This is a genomic window from Gluconobacter frateurii, assembly GCF_002723955.1.
Classification (GTDB): domain Bacteria; phylum Pseudomonadota; class Alphaproteobacteria; order Acetobacterales; family Acetobacteraceae; genus Gluconobacter; species Gluconobacter frateurii.
On sequence record NZ_BEWN01000002.1, the window covers coordinates 160504 to 184865 of the forward strand.

The following is a 24362-nucleotide window of genomic DNA, read 5'->3' on the forward strand; positions in this document are numbered from 1 at the left end:
CGGAATATTTCGATTTTTTGCTTGTCAGGGGCGTAACGCCTCGTCCTGCTCATACAGTCTGCGGATTCTGCGGATCTGTTCGGCTGTGACGTCCTGAGGATGTGGATTCTGGTTCAGGTGCGGGATGGTTTGTCCGGCCATGGCAGGAACCAGATCAGGCAGCTGTGAGATTTTCTCCATCGGGAAAAGAGTATCAACAGCGAGGGTTCCGTCCTTCCGACACACATACCAGGATTGGGGACGAAAGACGTGATCTACAGCATATGGAGATGACTGGCTTTCCACATGCGAAATGGCATCATCGAGTGTGTGGAACGATTTGTAGAGGTCGTTGACGGATGGGTGAATTTTAACGGTTGATGTGCCGCCCTTTCTGGCGAAGGCCCAGGCGGAAACAAAGCGTTCCACCGGGTCGCGCCAGATGGCGAAGCTTGGCAAGTCTCGACAGAGATCTGGCGTGACGTGTTGGTAATACCGGAGTGTCTGATGCATCATGGAACATCCATAAAGCTGATTGCAGACAGACGTGCCGCCGTTTTTGGGAACATGAATAAAGAGTGCTCCGGCTTTCCGAATGCGCTCGATACGGTTCAGGCGTTTTTTTCCGAGCGGAAGGTGGAGCCGGAGTTCTGCGGCGCGTTCGTGAATGTCATTGAACTGTTTGACACGAAAGAGCTGGCAGAGAAGAGACTGGGGAAAGCCATCCGGTGCAGACCGAGAGCCTTTCTTTTCTGAGACAGGCATCTCGATCAGCGAGGAATTTGATAGCATTCTGTGAAGGCCCCAGTTCTGAAACTGGGGGGACACTGAGGGACGCGTCCAAGGCAGTCAAAGACCGCCTCGTGACGAAAAGAAACGTTTTTGACAATCCTGTTATAAAGTTACCAATTTTCCAAAAACAGAATATCAGGAATGAGAAGAGGCATTCTCTTCTATTGCAGGGCGTCGTGCATAATGTCTTGCGAGCAGCGTACAGGTAAAAAGTTGAATCTGATGATAAATCATGAGGGGAAGCACGATAATTCCCACAGATCCTGCCGGGAAAATGACACTGGCCATTGGCACGCCAGAGGCCAGAGACTTTTTTGAACCACAGAACTGCAAGGTAATGCTGCTCTCAACAGACTGTTTCATACCCTTGCCCGTGGCGTGTGAAAGAAACAGAACAAGCGCGAGCAGAAAGCTGTCCAGAAGAGCAACTTCAAGCAGATGGGCCAGCGAAACACGGTGCCAGATTCCTTCAACCACGGCAGAGCTGAAGGCCGTGTAAACGACGACAACAATAGAGCCGCGATCGGTGAAGGAGATCAGGAATTTGTGCCGCCGAACGATCGGCCCAACCCATGTCTGCAGGATCTGACCCAAAAGAAAAGGAAGCAGCAGCTCCTTGGCAACATCCAGAACACTCTCCAGCGGTGAGTGTCCGGCACCGACATGCCCGAGAACGAGACCAGTCAGGAGAGGGGTCAGTGCGATACCGGCAATGTTCGAAACAGTGGCTGCACAGATCGCCGCCGGGACATTGCCGCGCGCGATGGATGTGAGTGCAATAGAGGATTGGACTGTGGAAGGCAGGCAGCAGAGAAAGAGAATACCGGACCAAAGATCCTCTCCAAAAAGAGCATCCGGAAAAATGCTTTTGAACAGCAGGTGCAGCCCGATGCCCAGAACGGGAAACAGCGCAAAGGTGCAGAGAAGCACTGTCCCCTGAAGTCGCCAGTCTCGCACGCTCTCAATAATCGCATGACGCTGGAGCTTGGCACCCTGAAAGAAGAACATCAGGGTGATCAGGACGGTCACGACCTGCTGGAGAAGATGCTGCATCTGCCCGCGGCAGGGCAGAACAGAGGCTAGGATGATCGCGCAGATCAGAGCCATGAGGAAAGGGTCAAAGCGCTTCATGGAACACATATGTCTGTATTCGCAATGAACATGCAATCTGCCCTCGTGTATTGAAGGTGGACATTTTCGTGAGAGGGTTCCGCATGTGCTGCGGTCCTGTATGCTGCCAGATATGACGGATCAGAACGACAGGCCTTCACTGGGCCGACGCAGTGCTCTGGCTTCAATTCTGGCAGCTGGGGCCTCAGTGGGGGCTGCCCGCGTCGCTCGTGCGGCCGAGGAGACGCCCGTGTCAGCAATGACGTCTCATCACGATGAGCCAAGCAATTCGCATCAGGAGCCGGGAAATCATCCTGGCGTGGCGAGCCAGCCCGTCGTCAGGACGCAGAGCGACTATCTGTATCGGCCCACCATTCATTTCTCGCCACCAACCGGGTTCATGAATGACCCGAACGGTTTGATTTTCGATGGCCAGACCTATCATCTCTATTACCAGTATGACCCCTTCGCACCGTATGCGGGTCAGGTGCACTGGGGCCATGCGACGAGTACGGATCTTTATAGCTGGCAGGATCAGCCGATCGCAATTGATCAGACTGCCGCAGGGGAAGCCTACTCGGGCTGTGTTGTGCTGGATCGGGACAATGTGTCCGGTCTCTTTCCTGCCCAGAAGGCTGGTGGGCCGTCAGAAACGCATGCGCAAGGCCCTGTTACCGCAACCCAGGCTGCTATTGACGCCTTGAAACCCAGTTTGGGCAAGACGTCGTCCGACGTTCCGCTGTCTCCAGAAAATATGGACGCGTTGGGGCCGAGTAACAGTGCACCTTTCGGGCATGTCTTCGATCCGCCGACAACCAATGACCTGCCGCCGGTCACGCCGCCTACGCCCACGTTGCCGCCGATGGCTGGTGGTCTTGTAGCACTCTACACGCGCGCAACGCCTCAGAAGCAGACGCAGTATCTGGCCTGGAGCCCGGACGGCGGAAAACGCTTCATTGATTACGAGCATAACCCCGTTCTCGATATCGGCCTGAACTCTTTCCGGGACCCGAAGGTGTTCTGGCATGAGCCGAGTGGCAAATGGGTGATGGTCGTCGTGAAGTCGCGGGCCCATAAAGTCGCGTTTTATGGGTCGATCGACCTGAAGCACTGGATGCATCTTAGCGATTTTGGGCCTGCCGGCCTGTTCGGTGTGGATTACGAATGCCCTAACCTGATTGAACTGCCAGTAGAAGAGGAAGGGAAGTCCACCCGCTGGGTGCTGTTCGTGTCGGTCAACCCGGGCGCCCCACAGGGGGGAAGTGTCACCCAGTATTTTGTGGGAGACTTTGACGGCGAGCGCTTCATTCCAGAAAATACTGTCATTGGCCTGACCGATTTCGCCAAGGACAGCTATGCGATGCAGGTCTACGAGAACCTGCCTGCCAGCGAGGCTCTATATTTTGCCTGGTTCGGAAACTGGCAATATTGTGAAGAAGTCCCGAACCGGAGCTGGCGCGGTCTCATGACCGTTCCTCGCACGCTCTCCCTGCGCCGGGATGACATGAACTGGCTTCGCCTTGTACAGCGCCCCAAAGGACTGGAGCAGCTTCGGGGTGAGCCGATCCCGTTCAAGGTAGGGCGTATCGGAGCGCAGAGCGGCGTTCAGGTGTCCATTCCAACCGGGCAGGCGATCGAACTGTCCCTGACCGTCACGGTGGATGAACGGAAAAACCCGCAGCCTGATGGCAACAAGGGGCGCGCCGGGCGCTTTCTGATTGTTTTTTCAAACGGGCAGGGAGAGTCCCTTTCAATAGGGTTTGATGCCTTTTCGGCGCAGCTCTGGCTGGACCGTGGCGATCTTCATGGCTTTTCGCAGCCCTTTTTCACCGAGCGGTTTTCTACACCTCTGACTGCAAACAGCCGACGGTTTTCCATGAAGATTGTTCTGGATGCCTGTGCGCTGGAAATCTTCGTTAATGATGGTTTGTCTGTTGGGACGGCGCTTGTGTTCCCATCAAGTCCGCTGGATACGTTGAGCCTTCAGGCGACCAATGCGGGCGCAACGGTAGAAAATCTCAGCCTGTACCCGCTCCGCAAGACCATGGATCGTCCTACGGCGATGTGAAGGGCGGTGATTGCGTCCTGAACGTAGAGGGAAAAAGATCAGTGCATTTCACGCATACATTTGATGCTCATTCCTTTCTGGATACGTTCGGGAGCTATCTCGCAGCCTTCGTTTTTGGAGCAATGATTGGCGCGGAGCGGCAGTTCCGACAGCGCACCGCAGGTCTGCGGACGAACGCTCTTGTGGCGATCGGAGCCGCGGCGTTCGTTGATCTGGCAGAGCGGATTGGCGGGGATGTGTCCGCCATCCGCGTGATTGCCTATGTCGTGTCCGGGGTCGGGTTTCTGGGGGCAGGGGTCATCATGAAGGATGGCCAGAATGTCCGCGGTCTGAATACGGCAGCCACGCTTTGGTGCTCGGCAGCGATCGGAGCCTGCACGGGCTGCGACATGATAGCAGAGGCAGCGTTGCTGACTGTCTTCATTCTTGGCGCGAATACGGTTTTGCGTGTGCTGGTCAAATGGATTGATGGCCGCCTGCCGCCGCAGATTGAACCTGTGGACCGGGAATAAATCAGAGAACGGAATATCCTTGATGCCGAATTGGCTGAATGATCCGCAGCGTGCCGTCTATGACCGGGAGAGCGGCCTGTGGTGCCTGTATTTTCTCTATAATTCCCAGTTCTCGCCCAATCCGGCAGCCTCAAAGAACGGTACCGAATGGTTCCTCATGACCTCGCCGGATCTGGTGATCTGGACGGCGCAGCATGTAGCCATTCCGAAATACACAACGGAAAATGGTGATCCCTGGACCGGCTCTGTCGTCATTGATGAGGGGAATACGGCCGGGTTTGGAAAAGGTGCATGGATCGCCCTGATGACCATGCCTGCGGCCCCGCATCATATGCAGACAACGGCCTTATGGTATTCGACAGACCGAGGGCACCGTTACAGTTTTCATAGCATTGTCATGCAGAACCCTTATGCGGCCCGGCACGATCTGAAAGACAAGGCGTTCAGGGATCCCTGCGTCTTCTGGCACGCACCGTCCCACAAGTGGGTGATGGTATTGGCCGAGCCGGAGAAATTCGGATTCTACGCCTCCTCTGACCTGAAAGTCTGGGAATACACAGGCTCTACGCCTCCCATTCCTGATTATGGTGTTCTGGAATGTCCTAACCTGTTTGAACTCAATATTCAGGATGCGGGTGGAAAGACGACTGGCAGTCGCTGGGTTCTGATGTTCGGGGGTAATGGCTTCAAAGGCGGTATGACGACCGGCACGCTGTATGCCGTTGGAACGTTCGATGGAAAAGCCTTTGTTCCTGACAGACAGGGCTATTCCTGGCTGGATAGCGGCCCGGATTTCTATGCCGCGACGGCATGGGAAGATCCGTTGTCCCCAGATCGGAAGAGCCATCGTTATGCGATGGGGTGGATGAACAACTGGGGCTATGCCAAGGATCTGCCAAAACACGGCTATTACGGAAATCTGACGACTGTCCGAACCCTGACCCTACGGAATGAGGGGGGCTACTCCCGGCTGGTAAGCCATCCTGTTTCAGGACAGGAACGCCAGTATGCGCGTGTTCTCAACGGGCCAGACCAGCAGTTGAAAGATGGGGCCTCTTATCATCTGCCACTTCAGCCTTCTGAGAACGTCTATCGGCTGGATTTCACGCTCCATCGCGTTGGCGAGCATTGGCCTTACGACATTTTCCTGAGCCTGATGGAACATGGATCGCACCATGCTCAACTGTTCCTGTCCGGGGCAGGGAATAGCGCCACGGTGCGCCGTTCCGCGCTGGGCTATACGCCGAAGGAGGGGGCGGATCTCTGGCGTGCGGAACGCTGGGGACGCGTGGATTATGGAGACAGACTACAGATCACCGTAATCGTGGAGCCGTTTGGCATTGAGGTATTTCTTGGAGACGGCCGTCTGGCCTTCACGATGCTGGCTTTTCCCGCTGCGCAGGAAACAGGTCTTGGCCTGAGAGTAGGCACAGGGGAAATCCGCGTGACGGATTTCGTGATGCGAACCAGACGGTAAGACGTCTGAAGAGGCGTTTCGTCGAATTTTAGGGGATAAATGGTGCCCAAGACCGGGATCGAACCAGTGACACTGCGATTTTCAGTCGCATGCTCTACCAACTGAGCTACTTGGGCACCGGGCTTAAGGTGAAACACCCGCTGCGGAAACGGGGTGTAGCTCATGATTCGTTCGGGATCAACCCTTCGATTCAGGATTATCGTCCAGCTCTTCTTCATTGTCCTGTCTGAAGGAAGGAACGCGGTAGTTGCCGTTGAACCAGCGGCCCAGATCCACGTCCGCGCAGTGGCGCGAACAGAATGGCCGGAAGGCGGCTTCCGTGGGGCGGTGACAGATGGGGCAGGTTGCACTCATGACAGGCTCCAGCTTTCAGGCGCCGCGTTCGGGTTCAGGGCCAGCTCTAAGGGCGCGGCGCGGCGGGATATGAAATCGTTCAGGGCATCCGGGTCACTTTCCAGCGCCCGGATGAGGGGGATGGATGCTGTCAGCACGCGGCCTTTCCGCTCTTCCCGCAAAATGGTGCGTAACGCTGCCAGCGCCCTGCCATGTGGGGAGGACAGCAGTTCATGCAAGGGCGGACGTTTGCGTGGACGGGTGACTTCCAACAGGCCCGACGGTGTTGCGCCCAGAGCCTGCGGCTTGAGCGGGTCCAGCGCCATGGCGTCTCGCAGGAAGCTGACCAGCGCAGGTCTTTTGCGCGTTTTGACGCCTGCGGGGTCGATAAGCAGCGTGCCGGAGAGATTTCTGAGCTGAATCTGCTGGCTCAGTGCAGGGAAGCTGGCGACATTCCCTTTGAAATCCGGGTTGGCGTTACTATCGAGATCAATCGCAATCAGCGCTGGTGTGGGGAAAAAGCTGGCGGTCAACAGGCCCAGGTCAGCCGTTTCAGAACCCAGTTCCTCGAACTCGCTTTCCAGGGTGCTGTCAAAGGCCTGGTGGCATCGTTGGAGTCTTGGGTGCAGTCGCGCAGATAGTCGCGCTGCGATGCCGGGGTCATCAATGTGGAGCGGCGCATCAGGATACCGGTCCGCCAGCTCTTCCAGAGGGGTAGGGCCTCGGGCGATGAGCCGTGGCGTATTGTCGCTGTCTTGAGGAGGCGCTTCTGCCTTGCGAAAACGCAGGCCTTTCCCGTTTTGCGCAGAGCGGCTGACACGGACCGAGACAGATTGTCCCTGCACCAGCGTATCGCGGCAGGAAAGAAAGCCGCTTTCCCCGTCATGGAGCGTGACGAAGGCCCCGCCCAGCGCCGACGCTACAGTCTGAACGCGTGCGATATGCCAGTCGTCGAGGCCATCGGGACGCCCCGGGCGCCAGAGGCCGACATCGAGAAGTGTATCCTGATCCGTGACAGCAATCCGTACCTCGCCCGGGGAACAGGCGGCGCGGATTTCAATCACGTGATCCACCCACCCTGACGACGGGGCTGCCCGCGGAGAAGCTGTGCCGTCTCAAACAGCGGAAGCCCGACCACGGCGGAGTAGCTTCCGCCAATCTGCCGGATATGCGCAGCAGCGGCACCCTGAATGGCGTAACCGCCAGCTTTGCCTTGCCAGTCACCATTAGCGATCAGGGCATCAATCTGAGTGTCTGTCAGGCGATGGAACGTAACGGACGTTTCCACCAGACGCTCGTTGGCCACGCCGTCCACCCAACCCGCGGTCGGGCGAAGGGCAACAGCCGTCAGAACCTTGTGGTTCCGGCCAGACAGGAGGCGGAGACAGGCGCGGGCTGTCTTTTCGTCTTCCGCCTTGGGAAGAATCCGCCGTCCTACAGCCACAACGGTATCAGCCCCGATGATGAGAGCAGCATCCTGACGCTGCGATGCTGCATGGTCTGCCTTCGCGCGGGCCAGACGCTGCGCCAGCGCACGGGGCAGTTCACCTGGGCGGGGTTCTTCATCCACGTCCGTGCTGACGACGTCATCTGGCACGATGCCGATCTGGCCCAGAAGGGCGAGACGGCGGGGAGAGGCCGAGGCCAGGACAAGCGCCGGGCGCTTCAGACTGTCAGAGTCCGACAGCGAAGGCTGGAAGGGGGCCATGCGCCGCAGTCTCTTACTTGAAGCGGAAGGTGATCCGGCCCTTGGAGAGATCGTATGGCGTCATTTCAACGTTCACGCGGTCACCCGCCAGAACACGAATACGGTTCTTGCGCATCTTGCCGCTCGTATGAGCGAGAATGGTGTGCTCATTGTCGAGCGTGACGCGGAACATGGCGTTCGGCAGCAGTTCCATGACGGTGCCGGTGAACTCGATGAGGTCTTCTTTTGACATGAGAATCCTTGGTACAGAGACGAGGTAGAGGTCTGCGCAGGGCAGCGGCTTCGATGGAAGCCTGAAAATCCAGTTCCGCTATGTGCGGACTGTCGGGCCAAACGTCAAGCTTGACGCGGATTTTCTGGTATTTTTGGCTGAAAAGATCCTGTCACTCTTCTCTGATATGTTGTTTGTCGCTGTTTCTCAGGCGGGTGGTCTCTTGTGAAGAAAGCTAGAGCAGGACAATCATCTGCAGAGCGGCTCCATCTCGCAAAGGAAAGCATGAAAACGTTTCGTGACAAGGTAATCAAGGCGCCTTCACTGGTTTGGGCTGTTATGGTCGCTCTTGTTCTGGGGGGCGCAGAAGGCATTCATCTGGTTTCATTGGATAGTCTCAGCCGCTTTCCCGTGTTTCAGGACGGAATACAGGCTGTTGCCGGGCAGCGTTACTTCCTTAGCGATGCCTGGCGCTGGCCGTTGCTGGATACCCGATTTCTTTTTGCTCCCAATGGGGCCAGTGTTGCCATGACAGACAGCACCCCGTTGCTGCTTTTGTTGTTCAAACCTTTTGTATCTCTGCTTCCTGCGGGCTTTGTACCTTATAGGCTCTGGTTGGTATTCTGTTTTATTATGCAGCCCATATCAGCTGTTCTGGCCCTTGCCTCCGCCGGAGAGCGTCGTTTTCCAGCTTTGATTTCCGGGGCGCTTCTTGCCCTTTGCATGCCATTTTTCCTGGGTCGCATCATTCACCTCAGCCTGATGGGGCAGTTCCTGCTTCTGTTGGCTTTTGCGCTTTATTTCTCGCTCGTACGGATCAGGACGTGGGCTTTAATTCTGACGCCACCTTTTCTTGTGGTCTGTCTGCTGATCCATCCTATCCTGATGCTGCTTTCTTTTGGGATCATTGCGTCCGCTTCTTTGACGCTTCTGTGTGGGCGGCAGAAGGAATGGCGCGGTATTGCCTGTTCATGTGCAGCAGGTGTGGCAATGGTCCTGACTGTCAGTGGAGCGCTGGGATATTTCCGTTATGCACAGGGTGCTGGGGGATATGGGTTGTTTTCCATGAACCTGCTGTCACCGATCTGGCCGATGCACTCGGATCTGTTGGGCCATTTTCCTGAGCTGCATTACGGTGTGCAGACGCAGTCCTTTGAAGGGTATGCCTACTTGGGAACCGGGCTTCTGGTTCTTCTGGCTTGCGATATGGTGTTTTGCAGACGCGCACTGCTGAATGCTGCACGACGCCATGCCGGGATGTCTATCTTTCTGGGCCTTCTGATACTCTACGCAGCCTCCAATACAGGATATGCGGGAGCCTACAGGCTTTGGCATATCTCCCTGTCGCCCCCTTTCTCGGATGTTTTACGAGCAAGTGGGCGGTGTTTCTGGCCAGTCGGTTATGGCTTGTTGATTGCGGGAATCCGTTCATCCCGTTCTCTCTCATGGCCCGTAGGAAACGGAATGTTGATCCTATGTGCCCTGTTGCAGTTTCTGGATACGCGATCTCTGCGAGGGCAGGCGCATGATCTCTGGAAAGCGGATTTCCCCCGCACATCTGATACACAGGCACTGATTGGGCTGATTGCATCAGCGCGCCAGGTAGCCCTTTATCCCGTGGCGGGTTGTGGGCTGGATCTTTATGGCCCGGATACTGATCGGATCATGACAGTCTTTCGTCTATCCGCTGAGCAGAGCAGGCCTATCAACACATTTTACTTGTCCCGCTCACCCAAAGAGTTCTCGTGTGACCACGAAATGCCACCGATTGAGCAGAAGCCAGGAACTCTTGAGATTTATGTGGGTGAGTCACAGCCTTTGGCGGGGCGTCATTGCCGTGATGTGAACCAATTGAAGGTTTGCCCGTCTGAGTAAGACAGGCAAACAGGTCAGCGTTTGATCTGGTCCAGGCGCAAGGAAAGGCTCAGAGCATGTGCATCCAGACCTTCTGCTTGTGCAAGAGCAACGCCGGCTGGGCCAATTTTTTCCAGGCCGGCTTCATCAGCTTCAATAGTTGTCGTGCGCTTGATAAAGTCGAAGACTGACAGGCCAGATGCGAAGCGCGCTGTGCGGCTGGTTGGCAGGACATGGTTGGGACCGCCGACATAGTCGCCGACAGCTTCCGGGCAATAACGGCCCATAAAGATAGCACCAGCGTGGCGGATGCGGGCACTGAAAGCGCGCGGTTCATCCAGTAGAACTTCCAGATGTTCCGGAGCCAGTTGGTTCACGATCCGTGCGGCTTCTTCAAGATCCTTGACGACGATGACTGCACCGTGGTCAGCCCAGCTTTTCGCGGCGATGGCTGTGCGAGGAAGGGTCTGAAGTTCGGTCAGAACGGCCTGACTAACGGCTTCTGCAAAGGTCGCATCCGTAGTGATGAGGATGGCCTGGGCTTGTTCATCATGTTCAGCCTGCGCCAGAAGATCGATGGCGGCAAGGCGTGGATCGTTGTTGCCATCGGCGACTACGACGACCTCTGACGGCCCGGCGATACTGTCGATCCCGACATGCCCGAACACCTGACGCTTGGCTTCGGCCACGAAGGCATTGCCGGGCCCGACAATACGATCAACCGGCGCAATACGCTCCGTGCCATACGCCATGGCCCCCACAGCCTGCGCGCCACCAATCCGGTAGATTTCCTCCACACCGCAGAGGCGTGCCGCAGCCAGAACCAGTGGGTTCAGCACCCCATCAGGGGACGGAACGCACATGGCTACCCGCTTCACACCTGCAACACGTGCGGGCAGAGCATTCATCAGAACGGAAGACGGATAAGCCGCTTTCCCGCCGGGAACGTACAGACCGACTGCATCCAGAGCCGTCCAGCGCATACCCAGACGGATGCCCTCTTCGTCAGTGAAATCCAGATCCTTGGGCATCTGGGCAGCATGGAAGGCTTCAATGCGGCGGGCAGCCGTTTTAAGCGCATCCATCAGTTCTGACGGTACGCGATCTGCTTCGCGGGCAATTTCTTCAGCGCTGATTCGCAGCTTGTCTGCCGGGAGCGTCAGGCGATCGAAGCGGGCCGTATAGTCACACAGCGCCTCGTCCCCACGGGTACGGACATCTGCCAGAATGGCGCGGACCGGCTCGGCAACGCTCCGTTCCTCACTGCTGCGATCAGCCATCAGGTTGGCGAAATCGTTTTCAAAACCGGGATTGAGGGTATTGAGACGTTTCATTTCGCTGCTGCTTCCTCGCTCAGGGCGGCCCGGAACCGTTCGATCAGAAGGCCGATCTCTTCTGGGCGTGTCTTGAGGGCCACACGGTTGACGATCAGACGGCTTGTGACGTTCGCAATGGTCTCCGTCTCCATCAGACCATTGGCGCGGAGGGTGGAACCGGTATCCACGAGATCCACGATGACGCTGGCCAAATCGAGTGTCGGCGCAAGTTCCATGGCACCGTTCAGATGCACAATTTCGGCATTGATGGCGCGGGAGGCGAAGTGACGGCGGGCAATGGTTGGATATTTCGTGGCGACACGCAGGCGGGACTGCGATGCGGCCGGATCTTCGGTCACATTTTTGGGGCGTGCGACGGAGATACGGCAGCCGCCGATACCGAGATCCAGCGGCGCATAGATGTCCGGATAATCGAATTCCATGAGAACATCAGCCCCGCAGACGCCAATGTGCGCGCCGCCATAAGCCACGAAAGTCGCAACGTCAAAAGAGCGGACGCGGACGACATCCAGATTAGGGTAGGACGTTCCGAACCGCAGACGGCGGCTGCTTTCTTCAAGGCAATCCGCATCCGGCTCGATGCCGGTTCGTTTCAGAACAGGGGCCAACGCCTTGAGAATCCGCCCTTTTGGAAGGGCGAGGATCATCGGAGAGCCGCTTCGGTCAGAAGTGTCCGTTCCGGTCTGAGGCGCTGTCATGAGGCGTCTGTCCTTGCTGTCCGCAGCCAATGAAATGAGAACAGCAGCGCATATCACGAAGCGGCGGTCTTCCAAAATTTCTTGACGGAAAGATTGCGATGATGACTATCTTGTATGTATGTCTGCAAACATAGAAACATTATTGTTTCCCACGCCGCTTCTGCTCACTGGAGGTCTTCCCCTGCGTGTTCAGATGCGGGAGCGTATTCTGACGGCCATCGGTTCCGGGCTGCTCCAGCCTGGAGACCGGTTGCCTACAATGCGGGCACTCTCTGTCCATCTTCAGATCGATCTCAATACAGTTCAGCGTGCTTACGCAGAACTGGAGCGACTTGGAGCCATCGAGACGTTTCGGGCGCGTGGCAGCTTTGTCAGCAACCATCCACCACACCCTGATCCGGGTTTGAAGCAGCGCGAGGTCATGGATCTCGCAGCTTCGACGATTGCCCGAAGCCATGCTCTGGGGCTTGAGCCAGACCGTGTTCTTCAGGCGATGAAAACACTTCTGGAGTCTTCGTCCTCTATCGCGCCAGTGTCGGGCGCCGGAAAGGTACAGTCATGATTCAGTATCCAACATTTCCGCCGTCCTCATCCCGTTGAGGCAACGGGCTACCCTTCAATGGGCTCGCGGCGGCACTGGCCATCCTGTGTTGTCTTGTAGGGCTGGCACTTCAGGTCTTCATGCGCCAGATCGGCTTTCTCGTTGCGGGCATAGTCATCGGGGCATTTATTCTTCTGTCTCTGAAGATGTGTAATTCCTGGCAGAGGGCACTGGTTTTGCGGGCAGGCAAGATCCAGGGACTTCGTGGGCCAGGGCTGTTCCTGATTATTCCTTTTGTCGATCAGGTCAGTGAAGTGGTCGACCAGCGTATCCGAACGGTGCCTGTCCACACGCGGCAGACCCTGACGCGCGATACGACACCTGTTGATGTGGATGCGGTGGTGTTCTGGATGGTGCATGATCCGTTGCGGGCCATTACAGAACTGGATGACTACGAAGGCTCAGTCTCCATGGTGGCGCTGACGACCTTGCGTGAAGTGGTCAGCAGTTCGGATCTGGCCGTTCTATTGGAAGACCGCAGACGCATTGATGATGAATTGCGTGATCTGATCGAGGTCAAGACCCGGGAATGGGGCGTTACGGTCCAAGCCGTGGAAATCCGCGATGTCCAGTTGCCTGATAATTTGCAGGACGCCATGAGCCGACAGGCACAAGCCGAACGTGAACGTGCTGCTCGGGTGACCCTGGCAAGTGCGGAGCGGCAGGTGGCCGTAGAATTGGCCGCCGCAGCCAAAACGTATGAAGCATCGCCAATCGCGCTCCAGATCCTTCAGATCAATCGCGTCTTCGAAATGAACAAGAACCGCGGTACGACCATCCTGATGCCGACGACGATGGCGGATGCGATGGGCAATGCCACGGCTTTCGCTGCGGCTGTTCAGGCCGCTACCCAAACGGGCTCCGATACTCTAGCGGAGTAAAGATCAGCCCGGAAGCACATGACGTTTGAGGGGAAGCTTCAACCGCTCCACAAACGTTGTGATCATGATGTCTGTGGTTATATGAGCAAGTAATAAACAAAAGCTGGTGAGGATATCCTCACCAGCTTTTGTTTGAGTTCAGAACGTTGCGTTGATACGGCCGTAATAGTAGCCGCCGTTAATGGGAACCTGTGCCGAGTTGGAGTCATAAACAGCGGCGCCGTAGGAGCTTAGTTCCTCGGGCAGTTTGCGTGGGCGGATGTTGAAAACGTTGTTTCCGCCAACAGCCACATGCCAGTGCTCATTGAAGCGATAGCCAACTTCAAGATCTGTCAGCCAACGTGGCGTATTCTTGAACTGGGCAAAGCAGGTGTTGGAGTAACGCAGGGCTGCTCCGCCTGCGGCCGCGCAGGTAGCGGATGTGGGTGTCCAGTCCTGGTACGTCATCATGGAGGTTGTTTCTCCATAACGTGTCTGCCGGACGTTCAGGTCCCATTTTCCGATTGTATAATACGCGTTGAGGATGATCTTGCTGCGCGGATAGCCAGTCGTCAGGTAGCTGATGGTCTGGGCATTCAGAAGAGAATTTCCGTTTGTATCGGTCGCGACATGATGCATCCGGGTGCGGTTCAGATCCAATGCCATGCTGAGCGCAAGATTGCCATAGCGATGCAGATGGAATGTGTAATCCGCCTTGATATCCAAACCCTGGGTTCGCGTACTTGCTACGTTTGCGAAATAATATGCAGAAACGTTTTCAACATCAAACGAATTGACTGGCAGGGCGTACCCCATTGCCTGAATGGCATCGACCGCCGCCTGACCCTTGGTGGTTCCACCCTGAGAAATGCGGTTACGGAGATTGATCTGGTAGACGTCAGCTTCCACGTGGAACCCTTTTACGGGTTCAACAACAACGCCGCCGCTGGAACTGACCGAATATTCCGGCTTGAGTGGGCTGGCACCAAGAATGCTTGCGGCGCTGGAGCTGACAGGAAGCAGACCGCTGGCGCTGGTCGGACCGACACTCATGGTGCTGTAATGCTGTTCAGCGAGTGTTGGTGCGCGGAAGCCGGTGCTGATCGTCCCGCGGAATGCCAGCCAGGGAGTGGCATCATAACGTGTCGAGACCTTGCCATTCTGCGCATTGCCAACATCAGTATAATGTTCAAAACGACCGGCGAAATCGAGGTCCCAATGCTTCAGGGGGTGGAAGTCGCCATCAATATAGGCGGCCCAGATGTTTCGGCTCCATGACCCAGCGTTTTGTGGACGCAGGCCAGCATAGCCCTGCGTGCCACCCACTTCATAGGATGCTGGCTCACCTGCAACGATGTCATACATTTCCAGACGATGTTCGCCACCAAAAGCAAGAACCATCGGGACAGTATTGAAAATGTTGATCTTGCGTCGGAAATCCAGATTGTTGGTCCATTGGGCGTTTCGGTAGTTCAGGGCTCGAACTGTTGTGGGAGACCAGCCGCAGCCAATGGAGGAGTAATTGGCTACGTTGCCATTGTTGCAGGTGGATCCCAACAAGCCGGTATTGGCGGTATTCTTGTTGGAAATCTTGTCCTGATCCGCGCCATAAACCGTACTCAGATCCCAGTCGAAGCCATAGAAATCATGGCCCTTGAGACCGAGCTCGCCAGCGTAATCGTCTTCATCAATGACTTCGAGTGGCGAGAAACCGGAGGGATAAAGTGTCGGTGCAATGCTCGGGACACGATAATTCTGAATGGCTTCGGCATGACGGTGGGCGTAGGTAACCTGGCCGTAGAAATCGATTTTCTCCGTGACGGGTTTACCGAAATCAATGCCCAGATTTTCACGCGTCTCTTCGGGCGTGCTCATGATTTTATTGGAATCTTTGGGGACATTCCGGGCATTGGCTACAATCCCATTGTAATAGCCATTGGTGTTAGCGCCCGCGGGCCAGTAACCAAGAAGACGATGATCTTTTGCTCCCGCAACGAAATGATCCGTGTGATAGACCTGTCCGCTGATGTGCATGAAGCCGTCGTGGCCGAGTTTGAAACCGCCATCTGCGTTGAGCTGGTACTGCCAGCCGTCACCGTTATAGGCATTGGCACCAGTCTGGGCAGACATGTTCAGGCCGTGATCCTGCTTTTTGGTGATAATGTTCACCACGCCCGCAATCGCATCAGACCCATACATGGCCGCTGCACCATCTTCGAGAACTTCGATATGGTCGATCATGTTGGCCGGGATCATGTTCAGATCCACGGGGGTCGAACCAAACTGGGGGCCAGCGTTCTGTACGATATTGGCCGTGACATGCCGGCGCTTGCCATCAATCAGGATCAGTACCTGGTTCGGGTTCAGGCCGCGCATCCGGATGGAAGACGTAAGGGCAGCCGTATCACTGCCTTTTGCTGAAACGTTGATGGAGGCATAGGTCCGGGTCAGGGCATCGGCCAAATTCATCTGCCCGGAACGGCGAAGAGTTGCAGCCGTGACGACGGTGACCGGGCTCGTACTTTCGCGTGCATGCTTGTTGCTGGCATGGGTGCCAGTAACAATCATGGTTTCGTTCCCACCAGCTGGGGCGGCACGATGACGAACAACCTGCTGTTTTGTGGTGGCAGGTGTCTTGCCAATGTGGCTGGATGTTCGGTGAGGGGCCGCGTGAACAGTTGCTCCCGTAACGGTTGGATCTGTCGCAGCAAGAGCCTGTGTTTCTACGGAAGACGCCAGTAGGGATGTTGTTGCAAGAAAAAAGAGACGTCTTGATGACATACTGGCGACTCCCGGAATTACGATCTGATGCAGCACGATGCTGCCCCAATCACTCATAACGAAACCGTTACGGTTCGCTATAGTAATTGTATGTTCGAAATGTTTTGTCATTCCGAAACGTCAGGTCATAAAAAAGGCTGCCATCAGATGGTGGCAGCCCTACAAGGAGTTTGTGTGAAGATTAAGTCGATCAACGAGGAGGATTAAATCCCGCAACGACATTCACAAGGTTCCGCTGGCGACGGGTTGTCAGGCGTGCCGCCGTCAGAACAGATCGTGCCTGCGAGATGGCGGTATCAAGATCAGAGTTGATGATCGTATGATCGAACTCTGCCCAATGAGAAATTTCATTGAGTGCGGCATTCATGCGCTTTTCAATTTCAGTCGGGTCGTCAGAGGCACGCTTATGGAGCCGACGTTCCAGTTCTTCCAGCGAAGGGGGCAGCACGAACAGGCTCACAACATCGTCCGGAAGGGCCGCTCTCAACTGACGATGTCCCTGCCAGTCAATGTCGAAGACCATGTCATGACCGGCATCCAAGGCAGCCTCGACGGGAGATCGCGGTGTTCCGTACCCGCGACCAAACACTTCTGCCCATTCCAGAAGTTCCCCTGCCTCCGCCATCGTGCGGAAGGCGTCGATATCGCGGAAATGGTAGTGAATACCCTCTACTTCTCCAGGACGCGGACTACGCGTTGTCACAGAGACGGAGTGTCGGAGAGAGGGCTCCGAAGCACGCAGGGCATTGGCGATCGTAGACTTGCCCGCACCGGAGGGGGCTGAGATCACCAGACAGACGCCACGTCGGGACTGTTGGGTCATGGAGGTCTCCTTGAGATGGTTCCTGTGCCGGACAATGCCGCAGCCTCTACCCCGAAAACCACCTGTCTGACCAGATGTTCCTCAAATCAACCCTCTCAGGGTTCAGACTGAAGCTGTGCCGTGATGGCGCTGCTGAGAGATCGTCTGCGTGACCCGCCCAGAATGTGCCCGAGCGGGGCCAGGACTTCGATGTGGTCACAGACGATCTTGAAGACGGCGAGCATGGGGACGGAGAGAAATGCGCCGGAAATACCCCACATCCAGTCCCAGAACAGCAGTGACCCCATGACGAAAACGGGATTGAGCGTGAAGCGGCGGGCCAGAAGCATTGGCGTAATGGTCTCGCCTTCCAGCACATGGATCAGCAGGTAGATGGAAGGGGGGACGAGTGCGTAAAGCAGGGAGGGAAAGGTGAAGAGGCCTACGACAAAATACACCACCACGCCGGTAAGGGGGCCAATGATCGGGATATAGTTGAGTAGAAACGCCAGGACACCCCAGAGTAGCGGGTTAGGCATACCTGTCGCCCAGCACTGGACCATGTTGGCCAGACCGACCAGAAAGTTCATCATGGTGATGGTAGCCAGATAAAGCGACACGTTCCGCTCAATCTGGGTTGTGATCTGAACCAGCCGGCGTTTCTTCCGAAAAGTCGGCATGATTTCTACAATGCGCCGAAGAAGTGTGTCTCCCTCTGTCATGAGGAAAAACAGCATTAGCAGCATAGAGAAAAATCCTCCAGCAACTTCCCTTGTTCCGGCGAGTACAGAGGTGCCCAGTTTGCTTAACGCTGTCTCTCCACCAATAGGCGCGGCTACGGCATGAGAGCCTGATGGCCGGTACCCGCCAAACATTCCGGACAGCCGTTGATAGTCTCGCTGCATCATCTCGATAGGGCCACGCAGAACGGCCAGTTTGCTCTGAAGTGCCGGAAGGGTCTGGGGGGCACGGGAGATCCAGCCCGCTGCGGGCACAGAAATTGTCGTGGCAATACCCCCCACCACGCCAAACATCGCGACGATCAGAAGCAGGGCGGCCAGATGTTTGGGCAGGCGCAGTGTCTGTCGAAGGAAACGCATCGGGGCAATCATCATCAGATTGACCACCAGGGCGAAGACGAAAGGCAGAAGAATGGGGGCTGTGAAATACAGCGAATAGAAGATGGCCAGAATCGTCAGAATCAGAACGCAGATATCCCGGACGTTCAGATGTTGACGCAATATGTTACGATCCAGCGTGGGATCGGGCAGGTCCTCGTCTTCTTTTGCAAGCTCAGAGATTGGGCAGGAAGCGTCCTCATCCGGCGGAAGGGAGCCTTTCTGGGCGGGAGTTGCGGAAGGCTCAGTCGAAAGGCCGGACATGTTTGGTGCCTGAATCGGAGGAGATGATGTCAGGTGAGAAGTCCTGACAAAGGACACAGTTGCGTGTTCTGCCTAAAAACCCTCTTGAACTCCAGTGGGAACAGGTCACTAAATAATGATCAGAGCTGGTAGGGGTCTGCCCTGCTGGCGAACCTGGAGCTAGGAGAACAGCCATGGCTTGGAACACGCCGAAAGTTACCGAAATTCCGCTGGGCGCAGAAATCAACTCGTACGTCTGCGGCGAGAAGAAGTAATCATCTTTTCCCTTCTCGGGAAAAATGGCGGCCGCCTCCCACAGGGGCGGCCGTTTTTCTGTTGACGCCTACCAGACGGTTTTCTGAAAAATGATTGATGTCATCGTGCTCGGCTCCGCGGCCGGCGGTGGATTCCCTCAATGGAACTCCGCAGCGCCCGGGTGTGTTGCCGCCCGCACGCGACAGGGCGCACGCCCTCGTACTCAGGCCTCCATTGCCGTAAGTGCTGATGGAGAACATTGGTTTGTTCTCAACGCCTCCCCGGACCTGCGACAGCAGATCATCGAGACGCCAGCCCTGCACCATCAGGGCAGTCTTCGTGGCACGCCGATCCAGAGCGTCATCCTGACCTGCGGCGAAATTGACGCCATCACGGGCCTGCTAACCCTGCGCGAGCGTGAGCCTTTCACGGTAATGGGCAGCGAGTCCACACTTGACCAACTGGCTGCCAATCCCATCTTCGGCGCGCTTGACCCTGCGATTGTCCCGCGTGTGGCTCTGAAGCTGGACACGCCGACAGCCCTGAATCTGAAAGATGGCACCCCGTCTGGCCTGACGCTGACGGCCTTCGCGGTTCCGGGGAAAGCCCCGCTCTATGCTGAATCTGAAGGTTCGCGCCCTGATGAAACGCTGGGTGTCTCGATCACGGATGGAACGCAAACGGTTCTTTTCATCCCCGGCTGTGCCCACATCACACCAGACATCATCGAACGTGCCTCTCAGGCGGATTTGCTGTTTTTCGATGGAACACTCTGGCGCGACGATGAAATGATCCGTGCGGGCCTGAGTCCGAAAACGGGTCAGCGTATGGGGCATGTTTCGGTACGGGACAGTGGTGGACCCGTCGAGTGTTTCGCGTCCTGTTCAAAACCGCGTAAGGTCTTGATTCACATCAACAACTCGAACCCGGTTCTGATGGAAGACAGTCCGGAACGCAAAGACGTCGAGAACGCGGGGTGGACCGTGTCCGAAGACGGCATGACTTTCAGACTGGAAACACCATGACACTTCTGACTCCTGACCAGCTCGAAGGCCGCCTCCGCCAGATCGGGGCTGAGCGCTATCACAACCGTCATCCATTCCACCGCAAGCTGCATGACGGTCTGCTGACGAAGCAGCAGGTTCAGGCCTGGGCGCTGAATCGCTACTATTATCAGGCCAAGATCCCGGCCAAGGACGCCACGCTCCTTGCTCGCCTACCGACCGCCGAACTGCGTCGCGAATGGCGTCGCCGTATCGAGGATCATGACGGTACGGAGCCGGGAACAGGTGGTGTCGCGCGCTGGCTCGTACTCACGGATGGTCTGGGTCTTGATCGGGACTATGTGGAGAGCACCGATGGCTTGTTGCCCGCGACGCGCTTTGCCGTGGATGCGTATGTGAATTTTGTGCGCGACCAGTCCATTCTGGCTGCCATTGCCTCGTCCCTGACCGAGCTGTTTTCCCCAACGATCATCAGCGAACGTGTCTCGGGGATGCTGCGTCACTACGACTTCATTTCTGAAGAAACGCTGGCCTATTTCACGCCGCGTCTCACGCAGGCTCCTCGAGATTCCGATTTTGCACTGGCTTATGTTCGGGAAAATGCCCGTACACCGGAACAGCAGCGTGAAGTTCTGGGCGCTCTGGAGTTCAAGTGTTCCGTTCTGTGGTCCATGCTGGATGCGCTGGATTATGCGTATGTGGAAGACCATATTCCGCCGGGCGCTTTTGTCCCATGAGTGTGACGGAAGACACCGTGCTGTCTTTTGCGCGCGGTCATCGCCTTCAACAGGACCTCGTCCGGGATCTCTGGCTCGTCCAGGCTCCCGAGAAGGCTTTTATTATCGAAGGTGCCGCCCCACATATCCTGGGTCTCGTGGACGGGGAACGGACTGTTAGCAGTATCATTGAGACGCTGACAGGACAGTTCTCCGCCCCGCGTGAGGTCATCTCCGCGGATGTTCTCGCGCTTCTTTCTGATTTGACGGAAAAGGGCGTTCTTCGCGCATGACCCTGCCCCAGCCTCCGATGAGCCTTCTGGCCGAGCTGACCCATCGTTGCCCGCTTGCGTGCCCCTATTGCTCTAATCCTCTGGATCTTGAACGCAAATCGGCGGAACTCGATACGGCTGGATGGCGGCGGGTGCTTGAACAGGCAGCGGAGATGGGCGTTCTGCAAGTCCATTTTTCCGGTGGAGAGCCAATGGCGCGGCCGGATCTGGTTGAACTGGTTACGTTGGCGAGGAAGCTGAACCTTTACACCAATCTCATCACATCCGGTGTTCTGCTGGATGCCAACAAACTGGATGCTCTGGATAAAGCGGGTCTGGATCATATCCAGCTTTCATTTCAGGATGTCACGGAAGAAGGCGCTGAGCGCATCGGCGGCCTGAAAGGGGCGCAGGAGCGCAAATTGAAGGCGGCCCGACTGATTCAGGCTTCCGGTATTCCGATGACGTTGAACTTCGTCGTCCATCGGGAAAATGTGGCCCGGATTCCGCAGATGTTTGAGCTGGCCCGTGAGCTGAAAGCTGGCCGTGTCGAAATTGCGCATACCCAATATTATGGCTGGGGCCTGAAGAACCGCGATGCTCTTTTACCTAGCCGCGAGCAGCTTGAAGAATCTACGCGGGCCGTTGAGGCCGAGCGCGCCAAAGGTGGTCTGGCCATTGATTATGTGACGCCTGATTATCACGCAGACAGGCCCAAGCCCTGCATGGGAGGGTGGGGCCAGAGGTTCGTGAATATCTCGCCATCTGGCCGGGTTCTACCGTGCCATGCAGCAGAAATCATTCCGAACGTGACGTTTCCGAATGTCCGGGATGAATCTCTGGCAGAAATCTGGAACAACTCTCGTCTGTTCAACATGTTTCGGGGAACAGAGTGGATGCCGGAAGCCTGCAGGGCGTGTGACCGCCGGGAAATCGATTGGGGTGGATGCCGTTGTCAGGCTCTGGCCCTAACAGGGGATGCCGCCAATATGGATCCGGTATGCAGCCGATCTCCTTTTCATGAGAAGGTGGAGCAGGCGCTTTATACAAATACTGTAGAAGACTTTGTTTACCGAAGAATGTAACAAAAAGGACATCCGGATTGCTTTTGGTCGCTCTTTTTGGTAAGCACTTTAACTATCATGCTAGCATTCTAATTATGCTTAAATGCACATGAAATTTAATAAAAATCCTGCGTATTTCCGAGGTCTGTTCTAGATTGAAAACCGTCACTTGTGACGGTTTTTTTTATGGGCGGACACGTTCAGGAGCTGGGAGTTTCCTATCTTGAAATATATTTCGCAAATTACACTTGCTGCTTTGGTTTCGTGGCCAGCTTGTAGCCTCGCAGGGGATATCCCAGCGACTTATAAGAGTTCTACGGGAGTTGTTAGGTCCGTACTTGTGACGAGTGCTCTGAATAGTCAGAACAAGCCCCTGGTCGAAAGCTACAAAAACGCTAACGGGCAATGGGTGCCTACGACGGTAGTGGCTGAAACATGTGGTACCACAGATCTCGGAGCACCACTTGCATGTAATTTTCTTTCAACGGCCCAGACAAATGTTGCAAACGGTGTGGCTGGCTTGGATGCAAATGGCAGCGTTGTTGCCCCAATCAATACAGTTAGCTCCGTAATTGCGCATTCTTATATTGGTGCGGGATGGCTGTCGGCTTGGCAGAACTATACTGCTCGGCCCAGCTTTTCGTCCGGATGGAATAACGGGGATCCTTTTGTCTATCCCAATGTAACGCTGATTGGCGGTCATGAAGATCATGATGATGGTTATCTGAAAGTCACAGGCTCTCCTTGGTCCATGAGTGATGCGGGGGGCGCCCTTGCTGCAATTTATGATACCGTAGGTGATCAAGGAACGGCACGAAACGGTGCGGGGAATGATGATGCAATTTCCCTTTTTGTGGGTACACAGATTTCGCCCCCGCGCCTTCGCTTGGGACAGGACATTGTAGACAGTCTCGCAGGGGGGGATGGACTTGCTCGAACCGTTCAGTTGAGCGGAACATCCATTACTGTGACGCCTGCTTTGAACGCTGCGCAAATTAGATTGCTTCGCCAATGGATGCGCGTGTATGCCAATTATGACGCGCCAGGCGGGAATGCAAACGGCGGGAGTTTCTGGAAAAACTGGAATGGAGATATCGATAAAGGGTCGGTTTTCATTCCTAATTTGTATTATGGTTACATCCAATCATGGTCCAGCTCTTCAACATCTACAGTTTTAAGTGTTGTTAGCGATCCTTTTTCTCGGCAGTCTGGATGGAGAACAGAGAGTAGTTCAGAGACAGTCGCTACAGCTCCAGGAACAAATACTGGCGATATTATTGACTCAGCTTCTGATAGCCCCACTTGGACTTATAAGAATCCGGCAGTTTTTATTGGATTAGCTAATAAAAAATTCAATATGAATCAGACTGTTGCTTGCCTCACTACGGAAGAGGATACGCTGTCTCGCCAGTGTGAGGGTAACGAAATTGATTTGTGGGGAGGAAATGATGCTGCTCGACGCGCTATTAATGGGCTGACAATCACCTACGGGGGCGCGCGACCCGCAAATGGAAGCTACAACCTTAGTCTTGCGGGGGGGACGGCAAATGAGATTGTGATGGCTCCTGAGTGGTATACAACAGCTGTCCAATCCGATCCGCTGTATGTTGCACCTTTAGCAGGGCCTTCTCTGGATGTTAGTGGCGGCAATACGACGGCCGTGATGGCGTCTTTTGCTCAATCGACCAATACGGGATCAAATACGTTCGGGCCATATATGTATATCCGCCCGACGATCTGGACATCACGGTTCGCGTCAGATGGTTCGGGGACAGATTTTCGGAATGAAACTGTCTCTTACGGTGTTTCTGTGGGAGGCAAACGTGGCGAATTAGGCACCATTCAGGAACATATCGAACTTAATCCGCAGAGTGCAAAAAACGGAATTGGATTATGCGGATATAATACATGTTCCTACTTTGATGCGAACGGTCAGATAATAGCGGGCGGAGACATTATTCCTGGCACCGGAAAGTCCTTATACACAACAGACGAAAATGGTTCTCGTGCTGCATATATGTTCGCAAATAACAGTTATCAAATGAATGTTGCGTTTAATTTACCTTCCGGTACGTCTGAAATTAATTCAGGTGCGCAAGGAGCGCAAACCCTTCATGTTGAAGGGGGTATCCTTGCAGATAATAATATTGTTGTTGGACCCAATAAGGCATTTGGATTCCAAGATAACCAAGGTGCTTTGATTGGCTATGAATATCTTGTAAATGCGAGTACTTCATCCGGTGCGGAAATTCACACTGTTGTTTCGCCCAAAAACGGATTTAACGGTACATATTACGTCGATGCGAATACGATATTAGAAAGTCTAAAAGTTACGGGAGATACAGTGACTAATGGAAGACTAAATGTTGGTACGTACAATCTCGATTCTCTTCCTTCTAGCGGTTCTACTGATGGTGCTCAGGTTTGGTGTGCTGATTGTAAACTAAATGGAATTTCGGGTGTTTTGGCTTATTGGCATGCTTCAGCATCTAAATGGACTGATAGTCAGAACGGAGTACTAGTAAATTAATTCAGAGGTTTAAATCGAGGGGATAAATTACATCCCC

At 55.3% G+C, this 24362-nt stretch carries 23 protein-coding genes and 1 tRNA gene; 12 read left to right on the top strand and 12 right to left on the bottom strand.

Translation table 11 applies throughout. The annotated features are described in order from the left end of the window. Positions 1–24: 24 nt before the first annotated feature. Positions 25–771, bottom strand: a complete 747-nt coding sequence (locus tag GFR01_RS06175) for a sulfotransferase family 2 domain-containing protein (protein WP_099181734.1) — start codon at positions 769–771, stop codon at positions 25–27. A gap of 135 nt (positions 772–906) precedes the next feature. Then, positions 907–1902 (bottom strand): bile acid:sodium symporter family protein, encoded by a 996-nt coding sequence (locus GFR01_RS06180; RefSeq protein WP_063905044.1) that lies wholly within the window; start codon positions 1900–1902, stop codon positions 907–909. 100 nt (positions 1903–2002) lie between these two features. On the opposite strand from GFR01_RS06180, the gene GFR01_RS06185 reads away from it, so the two are divergent. The 3 genes from GFR01_RS06185 to GFR01_RS06195 are packed head-to-tail and all read left to right on the top strand — an operon-like array spanning position 2003 to position 5938. Further along, positions 2003–3949 carry a glycoside hydrolase family 32 protein gene (locus GFR01_RS06185; RefSeq protein WP_099181735.1) on the top strand — a complete coding sequence of 649 codons (1947 nt, stop codon included), beginning with the start codon at positions 2003–2005 and terminating at the stop codon, positions 3947–3949. 41 nt (positions 3950–3990) lie between these two features. After that, positions 3991–4461 (top strand): MgtC/SapB family protein, encoded by a 471-nt coding sequence (locus GFR01_RS06190; protein WP_063905130.1) that lies wholly within the window; start codon positions 3991–3993, stop codon positions 4459–4461. Positions 4462–4483: 22 nt separating this feature from the next. Continuing rightward, positions 4484–5938 carry a glycoside hydrolase family 32 protein gene (locus tag GFR01_RS06195; RefSeq protein ID WP_167384223.1) on the top strand — a complete coding sequence of 485 codons (1455 nt, stop codon included), beginning with the start codon at positions 4484–4486 and terminating at the stop codon, positions 5936–5938. 40 nt (positions 5939–5978) lie between these two features. Here the strand turns inward: GFR01_RS06195 and GFR01_RS06200 are convergent. From GFR01_RS06200 to infA, 5 genes are all read right to left on the bottom strand, one after another. Next, a tRNA-Phe gene (locus tag GFR01_RS06200) sits at positions 5979–6054 on the bottom strand. A gap of 61 nt (positions 6055–6115) precedes the next feature. Then, the gene (locus GFR01_RS06205; protein ID WP_063905047.1) at positions 6116–6292 is read right to left on the bottom strand and encodes a DNA gyrase inhibitor YacG; all 177 of its coding nucleotides are present in this window, start codon (positions 6290–6292) and stop codon (positions 6116–6118) included. Further along, positions 6289–7335 (bottom strand): ribonuclease E/G, encoded by a 1047-nt coding sequence (locus GFR01_RS06210; RefSeq protein ID WP_099181737.1) that lies wholly within the window; start codon positions 7333–7335, stop codon positions 6289–6291. The genes GFR01_RS06205 and GFR01_RS06210 overlap by 4 nt, the downstream gene beginning before the upstream one ends. Further along, a complete protein-coding gene (locus tag GFR01_RS06215; protein WP_099181738.1) occupies positions 7332–7979 on the bottom strand; it encodes a Maf family protein in 648 nt (215 codons plus the stop codon). Before GFR01_RS06215 ends, GFR01_RS06210 begins: the two co-directional genes overlap by 4 nt. A gap of 13 nt (positions 7980–7992) precedes the next feature. After that, complete coding sequence (gene infA / locus GFR01_RS06220; RefSeq protein WP_007282896.1) at positions 7993–8211, bottom strand: translation initiation factor IF-1; 219 nt, start codon at positions 8209–8211, stop codon at positions 7993–7995. 264 nt (positions 8212–8475) lie between these two features. On the opposite strand from infA, the gene GFR01_RS06225 reads away from it, so the two are divergent. Further along, positions 8476–10065: a DUF6311 domain-containing protein gene (locus GFR01_RS06225; protein WP_099181739.1), complete on the top strand. Its 1590-nt coding sequence runs from the start codon at positions 8476–8478 to the stop codon at positions 10063–10065. Between the two features lie 14 nt (positions 10066–10079). On the opposite strand, the gene hisD is transcribed toward GFR01_RS06225, so the two are convergent. Then, positions 10080–11378 (bottom strand): histidinol dehydrogenase, encoded by a 1299-nt coding sequence (gene hisD / locus GFR01_RS06230; RefSeq protein WP_099181740.1) that lies wholly within the window; start codon positions 11376–11378, stop codon positions 10080–10082. Beyond that, positions 11375–12079, bottom strand: a complete 705-nt coding sequence (hisG, locus tag GFR01_RS06235) for an ATP phosphoribosyltransferase (protein WP_029495740.1) — start codon at positions 12077–12079, stop codon at positions 11375–11377. The genes hisD and hisG overlap by 4 nt, the downstream gene beginning before the upstream one ends. Positions 12080–12197: 118 nt before the next feature. On the opposite strand from hisG, the gene GFR01_RS06240 reads away from it, so the two are divergent. Together GFR01_RS06240 and GFR01_RS06245 are read left to right on the top strand one after the other, a co-directional pair. After that, positions 12198–12641 carry a GntR family transcriptional regulator gene (locus tag GFR01_RS06240; protein ID WP_099181741.1) on the top strand — a complete coding sequence of 148 codons (444 nt, stop codon included), beginning with the start codon at positions 12198–12200 and terminating at the stop codon, positions 12639–12641. A gap of 119 nt (positions 12642–12760) precedes the next feature. Next, positions 12761–13561, top strand: a complete 801-nt coding sequence (locus GFR01_RS06245; protein ID WP_244902188.1) for an SPFH domain-containing protein — start codon at positions 12761–12763, stop codon at positions 13559–13561. 138 nt (positions 13562–13699) lie between these two features. Here GFR01_RS06245 and GFR01_RS06250 read toward each other — a convergent pair whose 3' ends face one another. The 3 genes from GFR01_RS06250 to GFR01_RS06260 all read right to left on the bottom strand — a co-directional run bounded on the left by GFR01_RS06250 (position 13700) and on the right by GFR01_RS06260 (position 18505). Then, positions 13700–16321, bottom strand: a complete 2622-nt coding sequence (locus tag GFR01_RS06250; RefSeq protein WP_099182117.1) for a TonB-dependent receptor plug domain-containing protein — start codon at positions 16319–16321, stop codon at positions 13700–13702. A gap of 190 nt (positions 16322–16511) precedes the next feature. Continuing rightward, on the bottom strand, positions 16512–17144 hold the full coding sequence (gene gmk / locus GFR01_RS06255; protein ID WP_099181742.1) for a guanylate kinase: 633 nt from the start codon (positions 17142–17144) through the stop codon (positions 16512–16514). 95 nt (positions 17145–17239) lie between these two features. Beyond that, complete coding sequence (locus GFR01_RS06260) at positions 17240–18505, bottom strand: AI-2E family transporter (protein WP_099181743.1); 1266 nt, start codon at positions 18503–18505, stop codon at positions 17240–17242. Positions 18506–18678: 173 nt separating this feature from the next. Between GFR01_RS06260 and pqqA the strand changes: the two genes are divergently transcribed. From pqqA to GFR01_RS06290, 6 genes are all read left to right on the top strand, one after another. Next, entirely contained in the window at positions 18679–18759 is an 81-nt protein-coding gene (pqqA, locus tag GFR01_RS06265) for a pyrroloquinoline quinone precursor peptide PqqA (RefSeq protein WP_010502998.1), read from the top strand. A gap of 90 nt (positions 18760–18849) precedes the next feature. After that, on the top strand, positions 18850–19764 hold the full coding sequence (gene pqqB, locus GFR01_RS06270) for a pyrroloquinoline quinone biosynthesis protein PqqB (protein ID WP_099181744.1): 915 nt from the start codon (positions 18850–18852) through the stop codon (positions 19762–19764). Next, positions 19761–20480: a pyrroloquinoline-quinone synthase PqqC gene (gene pqqC, locus GFR01_RS06275; RefSeq protein ID WP_099181745.1), complete on the top strand. Its 720-nt coding sequence runs from the start codon at positions 19761–19763 to the stop codon at positions 20478–20480. The genes pqqB and pqqC overlap by 4 nt, the downstream gene beginning before the upstream one ends. Beyond that, positions 20477–20752 carry a pyrroloquinoline quinone biosynthesis peptide chaperone PqqD gene (pqqD, locus tag GFR01_RS06280; protein ID WP_099181746.1) on the top strand — a complete coding sequence of 92 codons (276 nt, stop codon included), beginning with the start codon at positions 20477–20479 and terminating at the stop codon, positions 20750–20752. Before pqqC ends, pqqD begins: the two co-directional genes overlap by 4 nt. Further along, positions 20749–21816, top strand: coding sequence for a pyrroloquinoline quinone biosynthesis protein PqqE (gene pqqE, locus GFR01_RS06285; protein ID WP_099181747.1), 1068 nt, complete (start codon positions 20749–20751; stop codon positions 21814–21816). The genes pqqD and pqqE overlap by 4 nt, the downstream gene beginning before the upstream one ends. 490 nt (positions 21817–22306) lie before the next feature. Beyond that, on the top strand, positions 22307–24325 hold the full coding sequence (locus tag GFR01_RS06290) for a hypothetical protein (RefSeq protein ID WP_244902216.1): 2019 nt from the start codon (positions 22307–22309) through the stop codon (positions 24323–24325). The last annotated feature ends 37 nt before the right edge of the window (positions 24326–24362 follow it).

What these genes read in the sequence shown, in the direction of transcription:
- GFR01_RS06175 (WP_099181734.1), bottom strand. Translation starts at nt 771, where the DNA reads ATGCTATCAAATTCCTCGCTGATCGAGATGCCTGTCTCAGAAAAGAAA.
- GFR01_RS06180 (WP_063905044.1), bottom strand. Translation starts at nt 1,902, where the DNA reads ATGAAGCGCTTTGACCCTTTCCTCATGGCTCTGATCTGCGCGATCATC.
- GFR01_RS06185 (WP_099181735.1), top strand. Translation starts at nt 2,003, where the DNA reads ATGCTGCCAGATATGACGGATCAGAACGACAGGCCTTCACTGGGCCGA.
- GFR01_RS06195 (WP_167384223.1), top strand. Translation starts at nt 4,484, where the DNA reads ATGCCGAATTGGCTGAATGATCCGCAGCGTGCCGTCTATGACCGGGAG.
- GFR01_RS06205 (WP_063905047.1), bottom strand. Translation starts at nt 6,292, where the DNA reads ATGAGTGCAACCTGCCCCATCTGTCACCGCCCCACGGAAGCCGCCTTC.
- GFR01_RS06215 (WP_099181738.1), bottom strand. Translation starts at nt 7,979, where the DNA reads ATGGCCCCCTTCCAGCCTTCGCTGTCGGACTCTGACAGTCTGAAGCGC.
- infA (WP_007282896.1), bottom strand. Translation starts at nt 8,211, where the DNA reads ATGTCAAAAGAAGACCTCATCGAGTTCACCGGCACCGTCATGGAACTG.
- GFR01_RS06225 (WP_099181739.1), top strand. Translation starts at nt 8,476, where the DNA reads ATGAAAACGTTTCGTGACAAGGTAATCAAGGCGCCTTCACTGGTTTGG.
- hisD (WP_099181740.1), bottom strand. Translation starts at nt 11,378, where the DNA reads ATGAAACGTCTCAATACCCTCAATCCCGGTTTTGAAAACGATTTCGCC.
- hisG (WP_029495740.1), bottom strand. Translation starts at nt 12,079, where the DNA reads ATGACAGCGCCTCAGACCGGAACGGACACTTCTGACCGAAGCGGCTCT.
- GFR01_RS06240 (WP_099181741.1), top strand. Translation starts at nt 12,198, where the DNA reads ATGTCTGCAAACATAGAAACATTATTGTTTCCCACGCCGCTTCTGCTC.
- GFR01_RS06245 (WP_244902188.1), top strand. Translation starts at nt 12,761, where the DNA reads ATGCGCCAGATCGGCTTTCTCGTTGCGGGCATAGTCATCGGGGCATTT.
- GFR01_RS06250 (WP_099182117.1), bottom strand. Translation starts at nt 16,321, where the DNA reads ATGTCATCAAGACGTCTCTTTTTTCTTGCAACAACATCCCTACTGGCG.
- gmk (WP_099181742.1), bottom strand. Translation starts at nt 17,144, where the DNA reads ATGACCCAACAGTCCCGACGTGGCGTCTGTCTGGTGATCTCAGCCCCC.
- GFR01_RS06260 (WP_099181743.1), bottom strand. Translation starts at nt 18,505, where the DNA reads ATGTCCGGCCTTTCGACTGAGCCTTCCGCAACTCCCGCCCAGAAAGGC.
- pqqA (WP_010502998.1), top strand. Translation starts at nt 18,679, where the DNA reads ATGGCTTGGAACACGCCGAAAGTTACCGAAATTCCGCTGGGCGCAGAA.
- pqqB (WP_099181744.1), top strand. Translation starts at nt 18,850, where the DNA reads ATGATTGATGTCATCGTGCTCGGCTCCGCGGCCGGCGGTGGATTCCCT.
- pqqC (WP_099181745.1), top strand. Translation starts at nt 19,761, where the DNA reads ATGACACTTCTGACTCCTGACCAGCTCGAAGGCCGCCTCCGCCAGATC.
- pqqD (WP_099181746.1), top strand. Translation starts at nt 20,477, where the DNA reads ATGAGTGTGACGGAAGACACCGTGCTGTCTTTTGCGCGCGGTCATCGC.
- pqqE (WP_099181747.1), top strand. Translation starts at nt 20,749, where the DNA reads ATGACCCTGCCCCAGCCTCCGATGAGCCTTCTGGCCGAGCTGACCCAT.